This window comes from Alteribacter aurantiacus DSM 18675 (assembly GCF_000429705.1).
In the GTDB taxonomy this organism is placed as follows: domain Bacteria; phylum Bacillota; class Bacilli; order Bacillales; family Salisediminibacteriaceae; genus Alteribacter; species Alteribacter aurantiacus.
Genome location: NZ_KE386942.1, coordinates 109330 through 126805, shown reverse-complemented (window position 1 = coordinate 126805; position 17476 = coordinate 109330). Strand labels below are relative to the sequence as shown.

Below are 17476 nucleotides of genomic sequence, written 5' to 3'. Positions count from 1 at the left end.
GTTTAGCCTCTGCGCATGCGTTCGTCAATGAAAAGCTTAAGATGGGAAAAATGAGGGTATGAAAAAGAGGAGAGAATGAGATTTGATTTTGTCGAAAAACTAATGAAATCAGATGAGAGAAAGAGGGCGTAACCATGACAAGTCCATCTACATACGACATTATAGGAATCGGAATCGGCCCGTTCAACTTAGGCATGGCAGCGTTGCTTGAGCCTGTTGAGGACGTGACATCGATATTCTTTGATGAATCAGCGGAATTTAAATGGCATCCGGGCATGCTTATTGAAGGAGCAGATTTGCAAGTTCCTTTTTTAGCAGACTTGGTCACGTTTGCTGACCCGAAAAGCCATTATTCCTTTTTGAATTATTTGCATGAGCATAATCGCATGCACAAATTCTTCTTTTTTAATCGCTTCGACATCCCACGTTCAGAGTACAATCACTACGCCCAGTGGGTGGCAGACCAGCTTGATCACTGTCACTTTGGCAAGCGAGTCACTGATGTGATTGACCGAGAAGAAGATGGCGAGCGTTTTTACGAAGTCGTGGTAGAAGACAGAGAAGCGAAAGTGACAGAGCGGTACCACGCGAAACACGTGGTGATGGGCACAGGGAGTATTCCTCTTGTGCCGGATGGTTTTGATGAATTTCCTGTTGAAGACGTGGTTCATACGAGTCAATACCTGTGTCATAAAGAGGGGCTTGTTAAAGGAAACGAGGATATTTTGATTGTCGGATCGGGACAAAGTGCGGCAGAAGTGTTCTTGGATCTTTTGCAGCGTCAAGATACAGGAGGGTATCACCTTCATTGGATTACCCGTTCTCCTGGCTTTTTCCAGCTTGAATCCGGAAAAGTGGGACAAGAAGTCTTTTCTCCTGACTACGTGAATTATTTTCATAACCTTTCTTTTGAAAAACGAGAGGAAGAGCTTCCTAACCTATATCATTTACGAAATGGAGTAGAAGAGAAGACCCTTCATGAAATTTACGATCTTCTTTATCATAAATCCATTTATCCGAATACGGCTCCAGTGACCATTCGATCTGCAAGTGACGTGAAAACTATTGAGAAAACAGATGAAGGTCGTTACAACGTCACGTGTCATCAATGGATGGAAGAAGCGGACTATCATGTGGAAGTGGACAAAATGGTCTTGGCCACAGGGTACAAGCCGAACCTTCCTCCTTGGGTGGAGGATATGAAAGAGAAGCTCGTGTGGGAAGATGAAAAACGTTTCAAAGTGAATCGGGATTACAGTCTTGCGTTTAAAGAAGAGCGTCCAAATAAGCTGTTTACAGTGACAAACATCGAACACTCTCACGGAGCCGGGGCTACAAACCTGGGACTTGCCGTTCATAGAAATACAACGATCATTAACAAAGTGGCGGGAAGAGATGTGTATCGGGAGTCAAAAAATACGGTATTTCAGCGCTTTGGAACAGAAAAAGAATGAACGTTAAAAGACGAGGCACGGTCCAGTGGGACAACCTCGTCTTTTATTTTTCTCGTGGGCCCCTTTTTATTTCGTCTTTCGCTTTCGAAAACGAGTTTCCGTTTTTTTGGGTTCAATTTCATACGTGACGACGTTGTCCACCTTAGAAGTACGAGAGCCTTTCTTTACTTTAGCAGTAAACGATTTAAGGCTTGCCTCTTTTCCTTCCGCTTCGAATTCCACCGTGCCGTCCGAGCGGTTACGTACCCACCCTTTAAGGTTATGCTCAATCGCTTCTTGCATGGTGAAATAGCGGAATCCTACACCTTGCACTTTTCCGCTTACAATCCCGTGAATTCGTTTCATTATTTACACCTCAATATCAATCTAAACGTTCCATTAGTAGTGTATTACCCGTCCTTTTTTTCAGTCACACGTAAATCCGCGTATTTTTACCACCAACAAGAGTTGGTCTGTTATAATTAATGCTGAAAAAAAGAATGGAATAATTGGGGAGAACAAACATGATCCGAACGATTGTATGGTTTACTTATTTTTGGTTGTATTTACTTACAACCATCCCAAGCCTTTTAAAGGTAAAAAAGTTAAGAAAACAAGGGAACGAAACGGAAGCCGACGTCCTTGTGAAACAAGAATCGAACAAATGGGCTAAGAATTTGGTTAAATTAGCCGGAGGTCGTATTACAGTAAAAGGAATGGAGAACATTCCAAAAGACGAGTCCGTCTTAATTGTTTCCAATCATCAAGGAAACTTTGATATTCCGATCATCCTTGGCTATCTGGATATGAAAATCGGGTTTATATCTAAAGTTGAAGTCAAGAAGTTGCCGATCATCGCATCATGGATGGAAGAAATGAACTGTGTGTTCATGGACAGAAAAGATCGCAGACAGTCTGTAAGAGCGATCATTCAAGGAGCAAAACAGTTGAATGAAGGCCACAATATTGTTGTCTTCCCGGAAGGTACAAGAAGCAAAGGGGGCCCTGTCGCTCAGTTCAAACAAGGGACCTTCAAGCTTGCAACTAAGTCAGGTGTAGCGATCCTTCCTGTAACCATTGACGGGTCGTACAAGATTATGGAGGCCAACAACAATTTGATGAAGCCTGCCGATGTGACGGTGACGATTGGTGAGCCAATTCGTGTTCACCAACAAAATAAAGACATCGATGGCGTGACACTCTCAAGCCTGGTTCAAGCTGAAATTGAGAAAACACTGCACAAAAATCAAGATGTAAAAGAAACGGTGTAAACGAATTGCTAAAGTGGCTATTCAATTAAATATTGGAAGCGTTGAAAAAGGATGATCTTTCCCTTTTTCAGCGCCTTTTTTACGTTGGAGGGTGAGGGGGGGAGGGATTGGGAGAGGGAATGGGGGGAAGTGAGGGGAGGTCGATGGATAAATGTCAAAGTCGATGAAGAACCGCGGCAAGTCGATGAATAAATCTCAAAGTCGATGAAGAACCGAAGCAAGTCGATGAATAAATCCCAAAGTCGATGAAGAACCGCGGCAAGTCGATGAATAAATCCCAAAGTCGATGAACAACCAACAAGACCTCTGCCCATGTGTCATCCCCTCTGTACTTGAAATCCAGTGTCCAATTACCTTTTCAAATTCCTTCAAAAAAATAAAGGAAATCCGACTATTTGTGTCGTATTTAGTAAAGTGAATGACTATTCATTTTATACGCATGGGGGGATTTTCAGTGGCGGTAAAAGAGAAGTTCGACACGTTAACAGAAAGAATGAACACAAATCCGGAACATCTCGGATCGACGAACATATTATACACGTTTGATTTGAGTGGCGAAGAAGAAGGGACATATCACCTTCATATTAAAGACCAATCTGCAACGTACTCAGAAAGCGTGGAGGAAGAATCGGACATCACGCTCATCATGAAGGATAAAGATTTTATTAAACTATCCGAAGGGAACCTAAACCCTACGATGGCGTATATGAGCGGCAAGCTTAAAATTAAAGGTGATTTAGGCAAAGCCATGAAGCTGCAAACGTTGCTCAATCACTACGCATAAAAAGAAGAAGAGCACCTCAATCTGAGGCGCTCTTCTTCTTTTTAATTTGATTTTTGCTCTTCGAGAGCATGCTTTTCGTCAACTTTTTTCTCTATTTGATAGATCGCATCCGGGTCATTAAGCAGTTGGTCACGGTTTTCTTTAACGAGTTCTTCAAATGATTTATGAAAGCGCTTGCGCATATGCTTATACACATCCTTTTTTTGAAATGTTTTATTGTTTAAACTTTCTGATAAATCTATTCTACTTGACTAACGCGGAAAAGTATACGAGTGAATTGTTACAATTTTGCGAACTTTGTTGAAAAATAAATTACGAAAGGCCCACATACAATGATAGAGATCTTGGTTTCTGTGGAGGTTTTCTTAATGTATCAAAATGGCTACACGAATCAATATGATAACCAACAATACCAAACCGTATTAAGACTGATCCGGCAGCTCATGGGATGGGAGAGCTACGGAGAGTTGATGATTGATTATTTGATTGGGCAGACAAGAGACAGCGATTCGGAAGAAACCCTGTATGTACTTAGGCAAGACGAACGAAACCATTATGATACGTTAGCCTGGATGTATACAGAGTTGAGTGGCCAACGAGCCAATGTTCAAACGCCTACAGAACACGTGCCGGAGGGCTATATAGATGGCCTGGGAATCATTTTAAAGCGCAAGACGAAAATGATGAAACTTTACGTTCATCTATATATTTATAGCCCGCAACAGTATCAGGGTGTGTTGTATCCCTTTTTATCCGAAGAACAAACCCACATGCACATGATTAATTATTTACTTATACGAAAAAGTCTCCTATAATAAGCGTTCTGTCTTTCTTTTTTGCCCACAGAGATATCCACAGGAGGAATCTTTTCTTTGTGGGCTAAAAGAAGTGATATCCACATTACCCACAGAGTTACGCCCATTTATCCACAAAATAATCCACATTTTCATTCCTTGACAAATCTAAAGTCTGAAAAATTATCCACATTTGTGAATGGATGTTGTTGATAAGTCGATCTTGCTGACAAAAGGAACGAAATTGGGTAGAATAAAGGAATAAACTGAATGGTCATTCATTTATTTAAGGAGGCGCCATGTTGGTAAAAACGAAAGAAGTCGCCCCCTCAGTATATGCGATTACGATTCCAACCCCATTTTTGGTCGGACCGGTGAATGTATATGTCATTGAGGGAGAAGCATTAACGTTAGTGGATACGGGTGTGAAAACGGACGAAGCAAAAAAAGTGTTGGCATATGAGCTTGGAGAGTTGGGCTATTCTTTTTCAGACATAGAGCTTGTTGTTTTAACCCATCATCACCCCGATCATATCGGGTTAGTTGAGGAATTCGGGCATGCAACGATCGCAGCTCATCCAAAGACGGAACCTTGGCTTAAAGGTGATCCTCTGTTCGTGGAAGAGAAGAATGCCTTTTTTAGAAAGCTGTATATTGCCCATGGTGTTGAAGCGAATATTGTTGACTTAATTGAAAAGACGAATTCTTTCTACATGAAGTACAGTTCCACCATGGACGTCGAGGTTTATTTACGTGAAGGAAACTATATCGACGGGTTGCCAGGGTGGACGGTAATTGAAACGCCTGGGCACGCCCAGTCTCAAATTTCTCTTTACCGAGAAAGTGACGGCATTCTCATCTCAGGAGATCATTTAATTGCACATATCTCCTCCAATGCGATTATTGAAGCTCCTTACGGTGATGAGACTGAACGGCCGAAGACATTATTGCAGTACCGGGATTCGTTAAGGAAGTGCCTACATGTTAAGCGTGCTTTTTCGGGTCATGGTGAACCTGTGGACAACCCTAAAAAACTAATTGAAGAGCGCCTGCAAAAGCAAGTGGAAAAAGCAAAGGGGATCAAATACCTTCTAGGGGAGGAGCGTTTGACATCGTTTGAGATCTGCAAACGGTTGTACCCGCAAATGTACACTAAGCAGCCGGGACTTACCCTGTCCGAGACGCTCGGTCACCTTGATCTTCTGGAAGAGATGGGGCAAGTGACAGCTGTGAAAGAGGGAAATGTCTACATCTATTCGGCTGTAGAATAAAAAAATTGCGTAAAAATAGCGAAAATTTGTTTGTGTTCTCGTTTTCTTGGTAAAATGTAAAGAAGGAACACTGTAGAGAAGGCATGGAAAAAAGTAAAAGGCGAACTTTTCCAGTGCCTTCTGTAGAAGACGAGGAGGCTAAAAATGGAACAGAAGAAATCGAAACGCACGTGGCTCTATAGTGGGATTGCAACTGGTCTTGCAGTAGGACTTCTTTTTGTTGCAACCAATAAAAATGCCCGTACGAGAGTAACAACGACCTTTGAGACGGTTACGCGAACGACGACAGAATGGCTCGAGTTTATCAAAGAAAATCGTGAGCCTTTTGTGGAACACATTAAAGCATCTGCTGATCGTGTTGCAACCATCGTAGAGGAAGCTTCCGATGATATCCAAACGATCGTGGAGACGTCTCAGCAATTAAAAGAGCATACGTTTGATATTCTTGGGACGATACAAGAAGCGAAAGAAGAATTCGAGGAGCTATCAGCAAAGCTTCGTAATCCTTTAACTGACACACCTGAAGAGCTTGTACAATTAGAAGAACCTGCAGAGGGTGAACGGAAACAATTACCTTCCTCTGACACGGATATTGACGAGCTGAAAAGCTAAATATAAACGTACGGAAGGGGAACTTCAACGTTTTCATTCCGACCCTGTTTTCCGAAGATGAAGCTTCTTTAGATCAATGGTAGCTCTTTTGTAGAAGCAAATGTAGAAGCATTGGTTGTTGACGAGAGGTGGATGGAATGCAGGAAAAAAAGGGGAATCATACACTCACGGTGTGATTCCCTTTTTTTGTTACCGCTTAGGTGTCCATTATGATTATTGGAGGCGTTCAACAATGAGCAAAAACAAACAAAATCATAACGTGAAAAACAACAACAAACACCGTCCACACGGGAACAACAAGACTAGCAGCAGCGCCAACGGACGTAACAACTATCACGCACCTGAGCGGTAGAGAAAACTCCCCTAATTTGGGGAGTTTTTTGTTTGGAAGTGGCGAATGAGGGTGGAATTCGAGGTGAAGAGGCTTGGAGGATGCTAACCCGTTAATAATGCCTTGGTTGCCGTTAATCGACTGGGTCTACCCGTTAATCGTCATCTGTTTGCCGTCAATCAAGTGGCACAACCTGTTAATTCTCTGCTCCAACCAGTTATTCCCCCCCACACTCCTCAACACTCCCCATCCCGCCTGACCCAATTCTTCTCGCCCTATTTCGAATTTACTGACTATAGTATAATGACGGAAGATGAACAGGGATGAGGAATGAACGATGGGAGAATTTGATCGAAATCAGATGAAAAAATACATAAGCCGTTCGCCGGCATGGATGAGCTTGAAGCTTCGAATGACCCTTTTAATTGGGTTATTGACGGTTGGCATGTTGGCGATTATTGGTGCCTTCTTTTATTTCCTATTATCCGATTCGCTAGAGCAGGAAATGGGTGAACGAGCCCTTGGAGTTTCTAAAAGCGTGGCGCAAGTGACCCAAGTAATTGAAGAGATTGAGCGTGGAGATCCGGGAAGGATGACGATCCAAAATATCGTGGAACCGATTAGGGAATCCACAGGAGCGGAGTTTATTGTAGTTGGTGATATCAATGAAACTCGGTATTCTCACCCTAATCCCGAACAAATAGGACAGAAAATGATCGGGGAAGACAATGATCGGGCGTTAAACGAAGGTCTCGCCTATATTTCTCAAGCGGAAGGATCACTTGGCCCGTCGATCCGGGGGAAATCACCACTTATTAATGAAAGCGGTGAGGTTATTGGTGTGGTATCGGTTGGTTTTCTAGTTGAAGATGTTCGTGGGGTGGTGAACAATTATAGAAACTTACTTTTCTCTGCCCTCGCACTGATTATGATTATTGGAGTTGGCGGAGCGATTCTGATTTCTTTTTACATCAAGAAAGTGTTGTTTGGTCTTGAACCTGAAGAGATTTCTTACCTTCTGTTGCAAAAAGAGACGATCTTGCAATCCGCTCACGAAGGGATCATCGCCGTGAACCGATCGGGAAAGATTACATTGTTAAATAAGGCGGCGCAACGGTTGTTGGAAGTGGAGAAAGACCAACTGAACCGATACATTGGTCATCCGGTCCAAGAATTGTTGCCAAATTCGAGGCTTCCAGATGTTTTGGAGAGCGGGGAAAGTCAATACGATGAGGAGATGGCGTTTGGTGATCATATTGTCGTGGTCAACCGGGTGCCTTTATACGACGATGGGATGCTCGTTGGGGCTGTATCTACATTTCGTAACAAAACGGAGATTGAGCGGCTTACAAAGGAATTGACCAAAGTGCGGGAGTATGCGGAAGGATTGCGGGCGCAAACCCACGAATTTTCCAACAAGCTGTACACAATCTCAGGGTTGCTGCAACTTGATCAAAAACAGGAAGCCGTTGATTTTATAAAAAAAGAAACAGACAGTCAGCAAAAATGGATCCATCAGTTGATCGATCAAGTAGCTGATCCAATGGTCAGTGCGATTCTTCTTGGGAAGCTTAATCAGGCTCATGAATTGGGGGTCAAGTTGGTGATCGATCCTGAAAGTACATTGTCTTCCGTATTATCAAGAGGAAAGCGTCATGCTATGGTGACTGCCCTCGGAAATGTGGTGGATAATGCGATTGACGCTGTGAAGCATTTGCCGCGAGAAGAACGTGAGGTGTCCGTTTTCTTCACAGATTTGGGAGAAGAAGTGCTGTTTGAAATCGAAGATCAAGGTAGTGGCATCTCTGAAGAAGTGAGCAGAAGGATGTTTGACCAAGGGTATTCAACAAAGGAAGGGGAAAACAGAGGATTCGGATTAGCAATATCTAAACGTGTGCTTGAAAGTGTTGGCGGCACCATGACTATGGAAGCCACCGGTGGAAAGGGAACGTGTTTTGTAATTACCATACCCATTTCAAGCAACGGGGAGGAAAGGTGACAACAATGACACAGTCAATCACTGTATTAATAGTAGAAGATGACTTTCGTGTGGCTAACATTACGAAGCAGTTTGTAAATAAAGTGGATGGATTTACAGTTGTCGGGTCTACGAAGACCGCCGGGGAGACCCGTATGTTTTTACAGAAGGGACCGGTACCTAATCTTATCTTACTGGATGTGTACATACCAGATGCTGACGGGCTAAGTCTATTTTGGGAGATTAGGCGAGAATACCCGATTACGGACTTGGTGATGATTACGGCGGCCAAAGAAGTGGTTACGTTTGAAGAAGCGTTGAAGGGTGGCATTTTTGATTACATCATCAAGCCTGTGGATTTTGAACGGCTAGTCCAAACCTTGAAACGTTATAAAGACCAACGGCTGGCGCTTGGTATGAAAGATGAGATTAACCAAGGAGAAATTGACGATCTTTTACAAGGAAGAAGGGTTGTTAAGCAGGAAGCACAAGAGAAGTTGGATCTGCCAAAAGGGATTGACGGGATTACACTTGAACAAATCAAAAAACTGTTGCATGAGGTCGATGAAGGAGTTACGGCAGTGCATGTGGGAAACGAAATCGGAGTCAGCCGTTCCACAGCCAGGCGGTATCTGGAATACCTCGTCTCTGTTGATGAAGTTGAAGCAAAGCTTAAATATGGAGATGTAGGGCGGCCTGAGCGTCGGTATGTTTCCGTCCTGTGAACAAAATGAACAAAATACAACTTATGTGAATAATCTTCTATCTTCTTTTCTTTCATAGTAGTCTTTGGATTAAGAGACGAGGAGGACACTTGATATTGAAAGCGCTTCCTCTTTTGTTTGAAGTGATGAGACTATAAGAAAAGAGGGATGAAGAATGCTTAGTATTATTGGCTTTTTAACCATTATGGTTATTGTGTTACTCCTTATTAGCGGCAGAATCACACCGATTATGGGACTTGTCCTTGTACCAGTAGGTGGAGCATTGCTTGCCGGATTCAATATTGTTGATATTGGTGGTTTCTTTAACGAAGGAATCGATTCGGTCATCAGTGTCGTGATCATGTTTATCTTTGCGATTCTCTTCTTTGGCATTATGCAAGATACAGGTTTATTTGACCCCTTGATTAATAAAATGATCGCCATGACAAAAGGAAGTGTGGTTGCAGTTGCTGTAGGTACCGTTATCGTAGGGGCCGTTGCACACTTGGATGGATCTGGTGCATCAACCTTTTTGATTACAATTCCGGCACTTCTACCGCTGTATTTAAAACTTCGTATGAGCCCTTATTTGCTTTTACTATTGGTAGGGTTAAGTGCAAGTATTATGAACTTGGTTCCGTGGGCAGGGCCGATCGGAAGAGCTGGTGCCGTTCTTGGTGTGGATCCTTCAGAGCTTTGGAGACCATTGATTCCTGTACAAATATCGGCATTACTCCTGCTCATCGTCTTGGCAGCTTTCTTGGGTATTCGTGAAAAACGCCGTATTGCCCGGTTGTCTAGTGACGATAATGCTCAGGCAGAAGCAGAGGTTGCGGCTACGAGTGAAGTGGTAGAACCTGAAGGTGTTAAACGTGATTCCAGTCTTGCTCGTCCGAAACTACTTTGGTTGAATCTGTTGATTGCTTTATCAGTCATTGCCGTTCTTGTATGGGGGATTATTCCATCAGGCTTGGTGTTCATGCTTGGATTGAGTGTGGCCCTTCCCTTGAACTATCCGAAAGTAGATGATCAGATGGATCGAATAAAGGCCCATGCGCCAAATGCGTTAATGATGGCAGCCATTATCCTTGCTGCAGGTTCGTTTCTTGGCATCATGAACGGAACAGGGATGCTCGATTCATTGGCAACGGATCTCGTCATGATTTTACCTGCTTTTGTAGTCCCTTACCTTCACGTGATCATGGGTGTGTTCGGTGTACCGTTTGACCTTGTATTAAGTACAGACGCCTATTATTTCGCCTTACTACCTGTGGTTGAACAAATTGTGACCTCCCATGGAGTGGATTCCATAACAGCTGCATACACCATGATTATCGGTAATATCATTGGAACGTTTGTAAGTCCCTTTTCACCAGCTCTATGGCTTGCTCTTGGTCTTGCAGGACTTGAGATGGGTAAGCACATCCGCTATTCCTTCTTTTGGGTATGGGGTTTCAGTATTGTTTTGCTCATAGTGGCATTTCTAATTGGTGTCATTTAAGGTGAGAAGCTTCCTTTCTTTTAAGGGAGCTTCTTTGTTTGCTTGGATGAGGAAGCTTTTTGGGGGAGAGGTATGGAGCTTTGGGCGCTAAACCGTTAAAAAACGTGGGGAAGCTGTAAATCCCATGAGTCAACCGTTGAATTCCGCGAGCGAACCTGTAAATCCCGCAAGGAAACTCGTAAATTCCCAAAGCCAATCCGTAATTCCCTATTCCCGCCCCTTTACAGCCATCAATCCAACTCTTCCCAAAAAACAAATCTTCACCTCCAAAACAGAAAAAACAATTAACATATCCTCATATGAACGGGCGTACATATTATGAGACGAAAAGGAAGTTTGAACGTAGCTTGTAAAGGAAACATACCTACTACAAGCTTTATAAGGAGGTTCATTCATGGCATTAGCAAAAGAACTGGAGTCACTGAAAGAATTCCAATGTCCCGAAGGAAAATGTGTCTTGAGCGTTTACTTAAACACAGACCGAGCAAATCAAGATCAACAAAAGGGCGAGTGGAAGATCCGTCTCAAAAATGGTCTGAAAAAGCTTGATGAATACTTAGATTCAAGCGGAAACGAAAAGCAACTAAAAAACTACCGTAAAATTAAATCAAAAGTGGAAAAAGAAATTCAAGGCAACCAGACAAACCTACTCAAATCTGTAATCATCTTCGGATCCGAAGAAGGGGACCTCTGGTCGGTTCATTACTTGCAACTCCCTGTCGAAACGAGTTTTCACTGGGAAAGCCACCCTGTTGTTGATCAACTCGAGGCATTGGCAAAACAATATCCGAAGAGCGGAATTGTGCTAACTAATATGGACGAGGTGAGAATTCTCGATACGGCCCTTGGTGAAGTGACCGATACGAGAACATACACGTTTGATCCTGAAACGGAAAACTGGTCCTTTAAAGACGGCATGGGAGCAACGAATTTCGTTCAGTCCGGTGCCAGTCATGTGGATAAATTTCAGCAGCGTTTTGAAGAGAACATGAATCGCTTCTATAAAGACATAGCACAAAACATCGATCAAATGAATCGCGATCGAGAGTGGAACTCCGTATACCTTGTAGGGGAAACAGAAATGACTCGCACGATGGAATCGCAACTGCGGGTAAAGGTGAATAAATCTGTAAATAAAAATCTGAGTAACGCAAGGCCATCGCAGGTGCTGGCTCAGGTGTTTAAATAATCATACAAAAAGCAAGTGAGATCCTCGTGATTTCACTTGCTTTTTTTTGTGTGGGATTTGTTAATCGAGATGGGTGGTTTATCGATCGAGTTGCCTGGTTTATCGATCGACTTTGGGATTTATCGATCGAGTTGCCCGGTTTATTCATCGACTTTGAGATTTATCAATCGAGTTGCCTGGTTTATTCATCGACTTTGAGATTTATCGATCGAGTTGCCTGGTTTATTCATCGACTTTGAGATTTATCGATCGACTCTACCAATTTCCCCCATCAGCTCGCATCACCTCCTCGTGTATATGTCCGATCACTAACCTCTATGCTGCTTCACTCGTATTCTCTCGAGCCTGCCCACTCGCGCGACCAAAGATAAACCCGGCTATGAGGTGAGCATCAAGATAAGCATGGCTAGCGCATGATTTGAAGTGGAAGTGACAGTGTGAGTCAAAGGTCCCTAGCTAGAATAGGCCGATTGCCTAATGAGAAGATGGTGTGTAAAATGGTGATTGTTTAGAATATTGCAAATAATGTCATGAGAATACATAAAACAAGGTTTATTTCAAAGAAGAATGAATTTTTTTTTGGAATTTCAGAATGTGAAATAGTTTTAGTTTTTAGAATATTGAGTTATTTATACTATGGTTAAATCGCTGATGAAAAAACCATGCAGAATTAGTGGTTAGGTCAAAAGTAGCACTCCACATCAGCAAACCACATTATGGAGGTGTCTGTCGTTGGATGTTCGTGAATTAAGAAATTGCTTTGGTCATTTTGCAACAGGGGTAACCGTAGTCACTTTGAAAAAAGACGGTGAGTATCACGGAATTACCGTGAACTCGTTTACGTCAGTGTCTCTTGAGCCTCCGTTGCTTCTAGTTTCTATTGATAAGCGGGCAAAGGCTTGTCAACTTATGGAAGATCACCCCTTTGTCGTAAACATTCTGGCAGAAGATCAAGAAAGTACGGCTTGGCAGTTTGCCGGGCGACCACAGGAAGACTTGGAAGTGAAGTGGGAAGACACGAATACTAGGCCGAAAATTAAAGGTGCCCTTGCTACATTTGAGTGTCTTCCTTGGCAACGTTATGACGCTGGTGATCATATTCTTTACATTGGCGAAGTGACTCAATTTAACTATAACGAAAATGGAACACCGCTCATGTTCTATAAAGGACAATTTATAAAAGATAAAAGTATAGAAACAAAAGTAAATCAATAAGCGGAGGTAAGCCAATGGGAATTCGTACAGGTACTGATTATATCAATGCCTTAAGATCTCGTCAGCCTGAAATATGGCTTGGTGGGGAGAAGGTTACAGATGTGGTCAATCATGACGTGTTTGAGCAACCAATTAAAGAAATTGCAAAGTTATATGATCTTCAACATGATCCTGAGTATCAGGAAAGAATTACGCATGTTTGCAGTGAAACGGGAGAGCGAGCAAATAATTCTTTTCTGTTACCAAGAACGGCGGAAGATATTAAGGCGAGAAGTGAAGCATTTGAAGTTCATGCAAGAGCAACATTCGGTCTTATGGGGAGAACACCTGACTTTTTAAATACAGTGGTTACAAACATGGCGGGGAACCCATGGTTTTTGGACAAGTATAACCCGGATTGGTCAAAAAACATCATTGACTACTACAACTATATTAAAAAGAATGACTTGTTCCTTACGCATGCCATCATCAACCCCCAAAACGATCGAAGCAAAGCTTCCTATGAACAAGAAGACTTGTTCACTCACTTGGGGGTAGTTGAAGAAAAACCTGATGGATTAGTTGTACGTGGAGCCAAGATGCTGGCTACGTTAGCTCCGATCACGGATGAAGTTATTATTTATTCATTCCCTGGATTCCAACCAGGAGATGAGCGCTACGCTCTAGCCTTCGCAATCCCGGTTGATACCCCAGGTTTAAAGCTGTTATGTCGTGAACAAATGCAAGACGGGAAACGTTCCGTCTTTGATCATCCGTTAGCTTCTAGATTTGAAGAAATGGATGCGGTACTTGCATTTGAGGATGTATTAGTTCCTTGGAACCGAGTGTTTATGTATAACAATGTAGAAGCTGCAAATCTTCTCTACTCTAAAACAGGTATAAACCAACAGCCGGCACATCAATCGGGAGTAAGAGGCTATGTAAAACTGGAATTTGCGACTGAAGTTGCCTGTAAACTGGCTGATTCAATAGGTGTTGATCAATATTTGAATGTCCAAACGGACTTGGGTGAACTTGTTCAAAACGTTGAAACAATCCGAGCTCTGTTAAGAGTAGCTGAACAAGAGTACGAAACAATGCCAACGGGAGAAGTGAGGCCAGCTGCAGCTCCTCTCGAAACGATCCGTGGGATGTTACCAAAGATGTACCCGCGAGCTATTGAGGTAATGCAAATTATCGGTGCAGGTGGATTACTCATGTCACCAACCGCGGCCGATTTTGAAAACCAGGAGCTACGACGACATTTGGATAAATATTATGCCGGTCGTGAAGGTGTTTCTGCAGAAGAACGAGTGCACTTATTCAAGTTGGCATGGGATTTATGCGGAGAGGCTTTTGGTCAAAGACTTCTTCAATACGAGCGTTATTATACTGGAGATCCGATTCGCAAACGGGCGATCTTCTACAATCAATACAAAAGAAATAAACAATTTACGTCCGTTGAAGAGGCCTTGGCAGGGTCACCACCGTTAAAGAAGCAAGTTACAAAAGCAAAATAGGGGTCCTAAGGGGTGGAGTGAATGATATCGTCAGTTCGTAAGGTTACTAGGATACTTGATTGTTTTACAAACGAAAAGCCTGTACTGGGGAATCAAGAGATTGCAGAAATGCTGGATATGAATGTAAGCACGGTCCATCATTTAGTGAAGACACTCTGTGCAGAAGGCTTACTCATACAAGATGCAAAAAAGAAATATCGTCTTGGATGGAAACTTCTGGAGTGGAGTAACCACGTGATGTACCAACAAGATATTTACAATGAAGCGATCCCGCTTGTAGAAGGGTTGATCAACAAGTTTAATGGTACCGTTCATATTGGCATGTTCGATGCTGGTGAGGTCAGGTTTGTTTTGAAAGTGGCAGCGAAAGATTCTGTTCAAGTCCCTACATTTGTGGGTGCAAAAAAGCCTGCATATTGTACAAGTACAGGGAAGATTCTTTTATCCTATAACCCGTCTTACATTCAACCAACGATATCAAAAGGTCTTACCCAACGGGCAGCTAATACCATCACGTGTGTCAAGGAGTTTAAAGAGGAGCTCAAAGAGATACGAAAGCAAGGATACTCCATCAGTAACAACGAAAATGAGTTGGGGTTATACGGAATTGCAGCCCCTATTCAATCATATACCGGTCAAACAGTTGCTGCTTTGAACATGGTAGGACCGATCAGTTACATGGAAGGTCGACATCGTAATGACATTATTCAGAGCGTTAAAGGCACAGCTCAATCGATTTCGAAAGAGCTTGGTTATATTAGCTCAATATGAAAGCGATTACAAAATACGTTTAAAGGTGATTTGACAAAAGCTTATTGTTTGTCAGTCGTCTAAAAAATAGGAGGGTTTTACAATGGATTTAAAATCTAGAGCGTTCAACCTAATGCAAATGGTAGAGGAAAACAAGCACTTACTTAAACCACCTGTAAACAACAAGGTTCTGTGGGAAGACTCAGAATTTATTGCCATGCTTCTCGGTGGTCCGAATCGTAGAAGAGACTTTCATGTTGATCCTTCCGACGAGTTTTTCTATCAAATGAAGGGTGACTGCTATGTGGAGTGCATTAACGATAAGGGGGAGCGAGAAGTCATTACTGTAAAAGAAGGAGAAGTCTTTATGCTTCCTTCAAATGTTCCTCACTCTCCTCATCGTGTAGCGGACACATATGGAATCGTTCTAGAAAGAAAGAGAGCTGAAGGAGAGCTTGAAGACTTCGTTTGGTTCTGTGACAGCTGTAATCATCAAATGCATAAAGCGACTGTTCAACTAACCAACATTGAAACGCAAGTAAAAGGGGCAATCGAAGAATTCAATGGAAGTGAAGAACTTCGCACGTGTGATAAATGTGGCTATGTCATGCCTGAAGAAGTGGATGTGTGGAAATGCGAATAGATGCTCATACCCACGTGATGCCTCCGGACTTACCTGATTTTCAAGAGAAATACGGTCAAGACAGATGGCCGGTTGTGATGAAAACAAGTGATACTGAAGCAGATATTATGGTGTCAGGAAAGCTGTTCAGAAAAGTAACTGATCAAGTTTGGTCACCAGAAAAGATTGTACAAGACATGGATCAAGAAGGCATTGACATGCAAGTGGTTTCGCCGATCCCGGTGACATTCTCTTACTGGGCACCGCTTGATCAAGCGCTCGAAATGATTCAACTTCAAAACAATTTTATTGGGCAGATGGTGAACGATCGGCCGGACCGATTCATCGGTCTGGGAAGTGTTCCCCTTCAAGATGTGGATGCCGCAATAGAAGAGATGGATAGATGTGTACACGAGCTGGGCCTTTCAGGAATTGAAATCGGAACGAATGTAAACGGTCAAAACCTGGACACACCAGAGTTCCTTCCATTTTTTAAAAAAGCAGAAGAATGGGACGTCCTTGTATTCATTCACCCTTGGGAAACGATGGCCAAGGATCGAACACCTCGTCATAATTTCATGTACACAGTTGGCATGCCAAGTGAAACGGCATTGGCTGCAGCCAGTTTAATTTGGGGAGGTGTGATTGAAGAGTGTCCAAATCTTCGTGTTTGGTTTGCACATGGAGCAGGATCGTTCCCATACATCTTGCCTCGCCTGGACCAAGGTTGGCATGTTTGGCCAGATCTTCGGGTTACAGAGCATCCACCGAGCCATTATGTGAAGAACTTCTACTTCGATGCTCTCACGTATGATGAGCAAAACACGGAATATTTAATTGAGAAGTTTGGTGTAGACAAGCTTGTTATGGGGTCTGACTACCCGTTTTTGTTGAAAGAGTCGCCGCCTGGAAAAACCATTAATCAAATGACGAGTCTCTCACCAGACGATCGCGCCAAACTGATGGGGGAGACAGCAGCGAAGCTCTTAAAAGTGAAAGAGAGGCTACATGAAAATGGTTAATCAAACACTTAGCCCGGAAGAAAAAATAAACAGCTTGGGTCTTTCGCTTAAATCTATGAGAAAGCCAGTAGGTAATTATGTACCCTACGTTAAGACCGGCAATTTGATCTACACTTCAGGACAAGGTGTAGACGAATACCATGGGAAATTAGGTAGAGACCTAGATATAGAAGAAGGCTACCTTGCATCAAGGCAATCCATGCTGAACCTCCTTAGTGTGATTAAGCATGAAATCGGTGAATTGAGCAAAGTGAAGAGAATTGTAAAAATGCTCGGTTTTGTGAACTGTACCGAATCCTTTACAGATCAACCCAAAGTCATGAATGGTGCCTCAGATCTGCTGGTCGAAGTCTTTGGTGAAAAAGGCATTCACGCGCGTTCTGCAGTAGGTATGGCTCAATTGCCGAATAATACAGCAATTGAAATCGAACTTGTCGTGGAAGTTGAGGAATAGAGTCAACCTGTGCCGGTTTTTATAACCGGCACATTCTAAAATGAAT

At 42.8% G+C, this 17476-nt stretch carries 18 protein-coding genes; 16 read left to right on the top strand and 2 right to left on the bottom strand.

The features are described from left to right. Window positions 1-134: 134 nt before the first annotated feature. Complete coding sequence (locus G476_RS0115865) at window positions 135-1454, top strand: lysine N(6)-hydroxylase/L-ornithine N(5)-oxygenase family protein (protein WP_026690964.1); 1320 nt, start codon at window positions 135-137, stop codon at window positions 1452-1454. Between the two features lie 66 nt (window positions 1455-1520). Here the strand turns inward: G476_RS0115865 and G476_RS0115860 are convergent, their stop codons facing one another. Next, window positions 1521-1799, bottom strand: coding sequence for an acylphosphatase (locus tag G476_RS0115860; protein WP_026690963.1), 279 nt, complete (start codon window positions 1797-1799; stop codon window positions 1521-1523). 158 nt (window positions 1800-1957) lie between these two features. On the opposite strand from G476_RS0115860, the gene G476_RS0115855 reads away from it, so the two are divergent. Next, window positions 1958-2704 carry a lysophospholipid acyltransferase family protein gene (locus tag G476_RS0115855; protein ID WP_026690962.1) on the top strand — a complete coding sequence of 249 codons (747 nt, stop codon included), beginning with the start codon at window positions 1958-1960 and terminating at the stop codon, window positions 2702-2704. Between the two features lie 454 nt (window positions 2705-3158). Next, on the top strand, window positions 3159-3488 hold the full coding sequence (locus tag G476_RS0115845) for an SCP2 sterol-binding domain-containing protein (protein ID WP_026690961.1): 330 nt from the start codon (window positions 3159-3161) through the stop codon (window positions 3486-3488). Window positions 3489-3529: 41 nt separating this feature from the next. Here G476_RS0115845 and G476_RS23345 read toward each other — a convergent pair whose 3' ends face one another. Beyond that, the gene (locus tag G476_RS23345; protein WP_084405799.1) at window positions 3530-3670 is read right to left on the bottom strand and encodes an FbpB family small basic protein; all 141 of its coding nucleotides are present in this window, start codon (window positions 3668-3670) and stop codon (window positions 3530-3532) included. Window positions 3671-3856: 186 nt separating this feature from the next. Between G476_RS23345 and G476_RS0115835 the strand changes: the two genes are divergently transcribed. From G476_RS0115835 to G476_RS0115770, 13 genes are all read left to right on the top strand, one after another. Beyond that, window positions 3857-4303, top strand: coding sequence for a hypothetical protein (locus G476_RS0115835; protein WP_026690960.1), 447 nt, complete (start codon window positions 3857-3859; stop codon window positions 4301-4303). A 278-nt stretch (window positions 4304-4581) separates the two neighbouring features. After that, window positions 4582-5553 (top strand): MBL fold metallo-hydrolase, encoded by a 972-nt coding sequence (locus G476_RS0115830; RefSeq protein WP_026690959.1) that lies wholly within the window; start codon window positions 4582-4584, stop codon window positions 5551-5553. 144 nt (window positions 5554-5697) lie between these two features. After that, on the top strand, window positions 5698-6165 hold the full coding sequence (locus G476_RS0115825; protein ID WP_026690958.1) for a hypothetical protein: 468 nt from the start codon (window positions 5698-5700) through the stop codon (window positions 6163-6165). A gap of 668 nt (window positions 6166-6833) precedes the next feature. Further along, window positions 6834-8495, top strand: coding sequence for an ATP-binding protein (locus G476_RS0115820; protein WP_026690957.1), 1662 nt, complete (start codon window positions 6834-6836; stop codon window positions 8493-8495). A gap of 5 nt (window positions 8496-8500) precedes the next feature. Next, window positions 8501-9199 (top strand): response regulator, encoded by a 699-nt coding sequence (locus G476_RS0115815; RefSeq protein ID WP_026690956.1) that lies wholly within the window; start codon window positions 8501-8503, stop codon window positions 9197-9199. A 154-nt stretch (window positions 9200-9353) separates the two neighbouring features. After that, the gene (locus G476_RS0115810; RefSeq protein WP_026690955.1) at window positions 9354-10679 is read left to right on the top strand and encodes a CitMHS family transporter; all 1326 of its coding nucleotides are present in this window, start codon (window positions 9354-9356) and stop codon (window positions 10677-10679) included. Window positions 10680-11073: 394 nt separating this feature from the next. Beyond that, on the top strand, window positions 11074-11868 hold the full coding sequence (locus G476_RS0115800; protein WP_026690953.1) for a VLRF1 family aeRF1-type release factor: 795 nt from the start codon (window positions 11074-11076) through the stop codon (window positions 11866-11868). Window positions 11869-12600: 732 nt separating this feature from the next. After that, window positions 12601-13083 (top strand): flavin reductase family protein, encoded by a 483-nt coding sequence (locus G476_RS0115795; protein WP_026690952.1) that lies wholly within the window; start codon window positions 12601-12603, stop codon window positions 13081-13083. Between the two features lie 14 nt (window positions 13084-13097). Next, the gene (locus G476_RS0115790; protein ID WP_026690951.1) at window positions 13098-14582 is read left to right on the top strand and encodes a 4-hydroxyphenylacetate 3-hydroxylase family protein; all 1485 of its coding nucleotides are present in this window, start codon (window positions 13098-13100) and stop codon (window positions 14580-14582) included. A gap of 21 nt (window positions 14583-14603) precedes the next feature. Then, the gene (locus G476_RS0115785; protein ID WP_026690950.1) at window positions 14604-15353 is read left to right on the top strand and encodes an IclR family transcriptional regulator; all 750 of its coding nucleotides are present in this window, start codon (window positions 14604-14606) and stop codon (window positions 15351-15353) included. A gap of 82 nt (window positions 15354-15435) precedes the next feature. After that, window positions 15436-15975: a 3-hydroxyanthranilate 3,4-dioxygenase gene (locus G476_RS0115780; RefSeq protein WP_026690949.1), complete on the top strand. Its 540-nt coding sequence runs from the start codon at window positions 15436-15438 to the stop codon at window positions 15973-15975. After that, window positions 15960-16976: an amidohydrolase family protein gene (locus G476_RS0115775; protein WP_026690948.1), complete on the top strand. Its 1017-nt coding sequence runs from the start codon at window positions 15960-15962 to the stop codon at window positions 16974-16976. Before G476_RS0115780 ends, G476_RS0115775 begins: the two co-directional genes overlap by 16 nt. Then, window positions 16969-17430 carry a RidA family protein gene (locus tag G476_RS0115770; RefSeq protein WP_026690947.1) on the top strand — a complete coding sequence of 154 codons (462 nt, stop codon included), beginning with the start codon at window positions 16969-16971 and terminating at the stop codon, window positions 17428-17430. Before G476_RS0115775 ends, G476_RS0115770 begins: the two co-directional genes overlap by 8 nt. The last annotated feature ends 46 nt before the right edge of the window (window positions 17431-17476 follow it).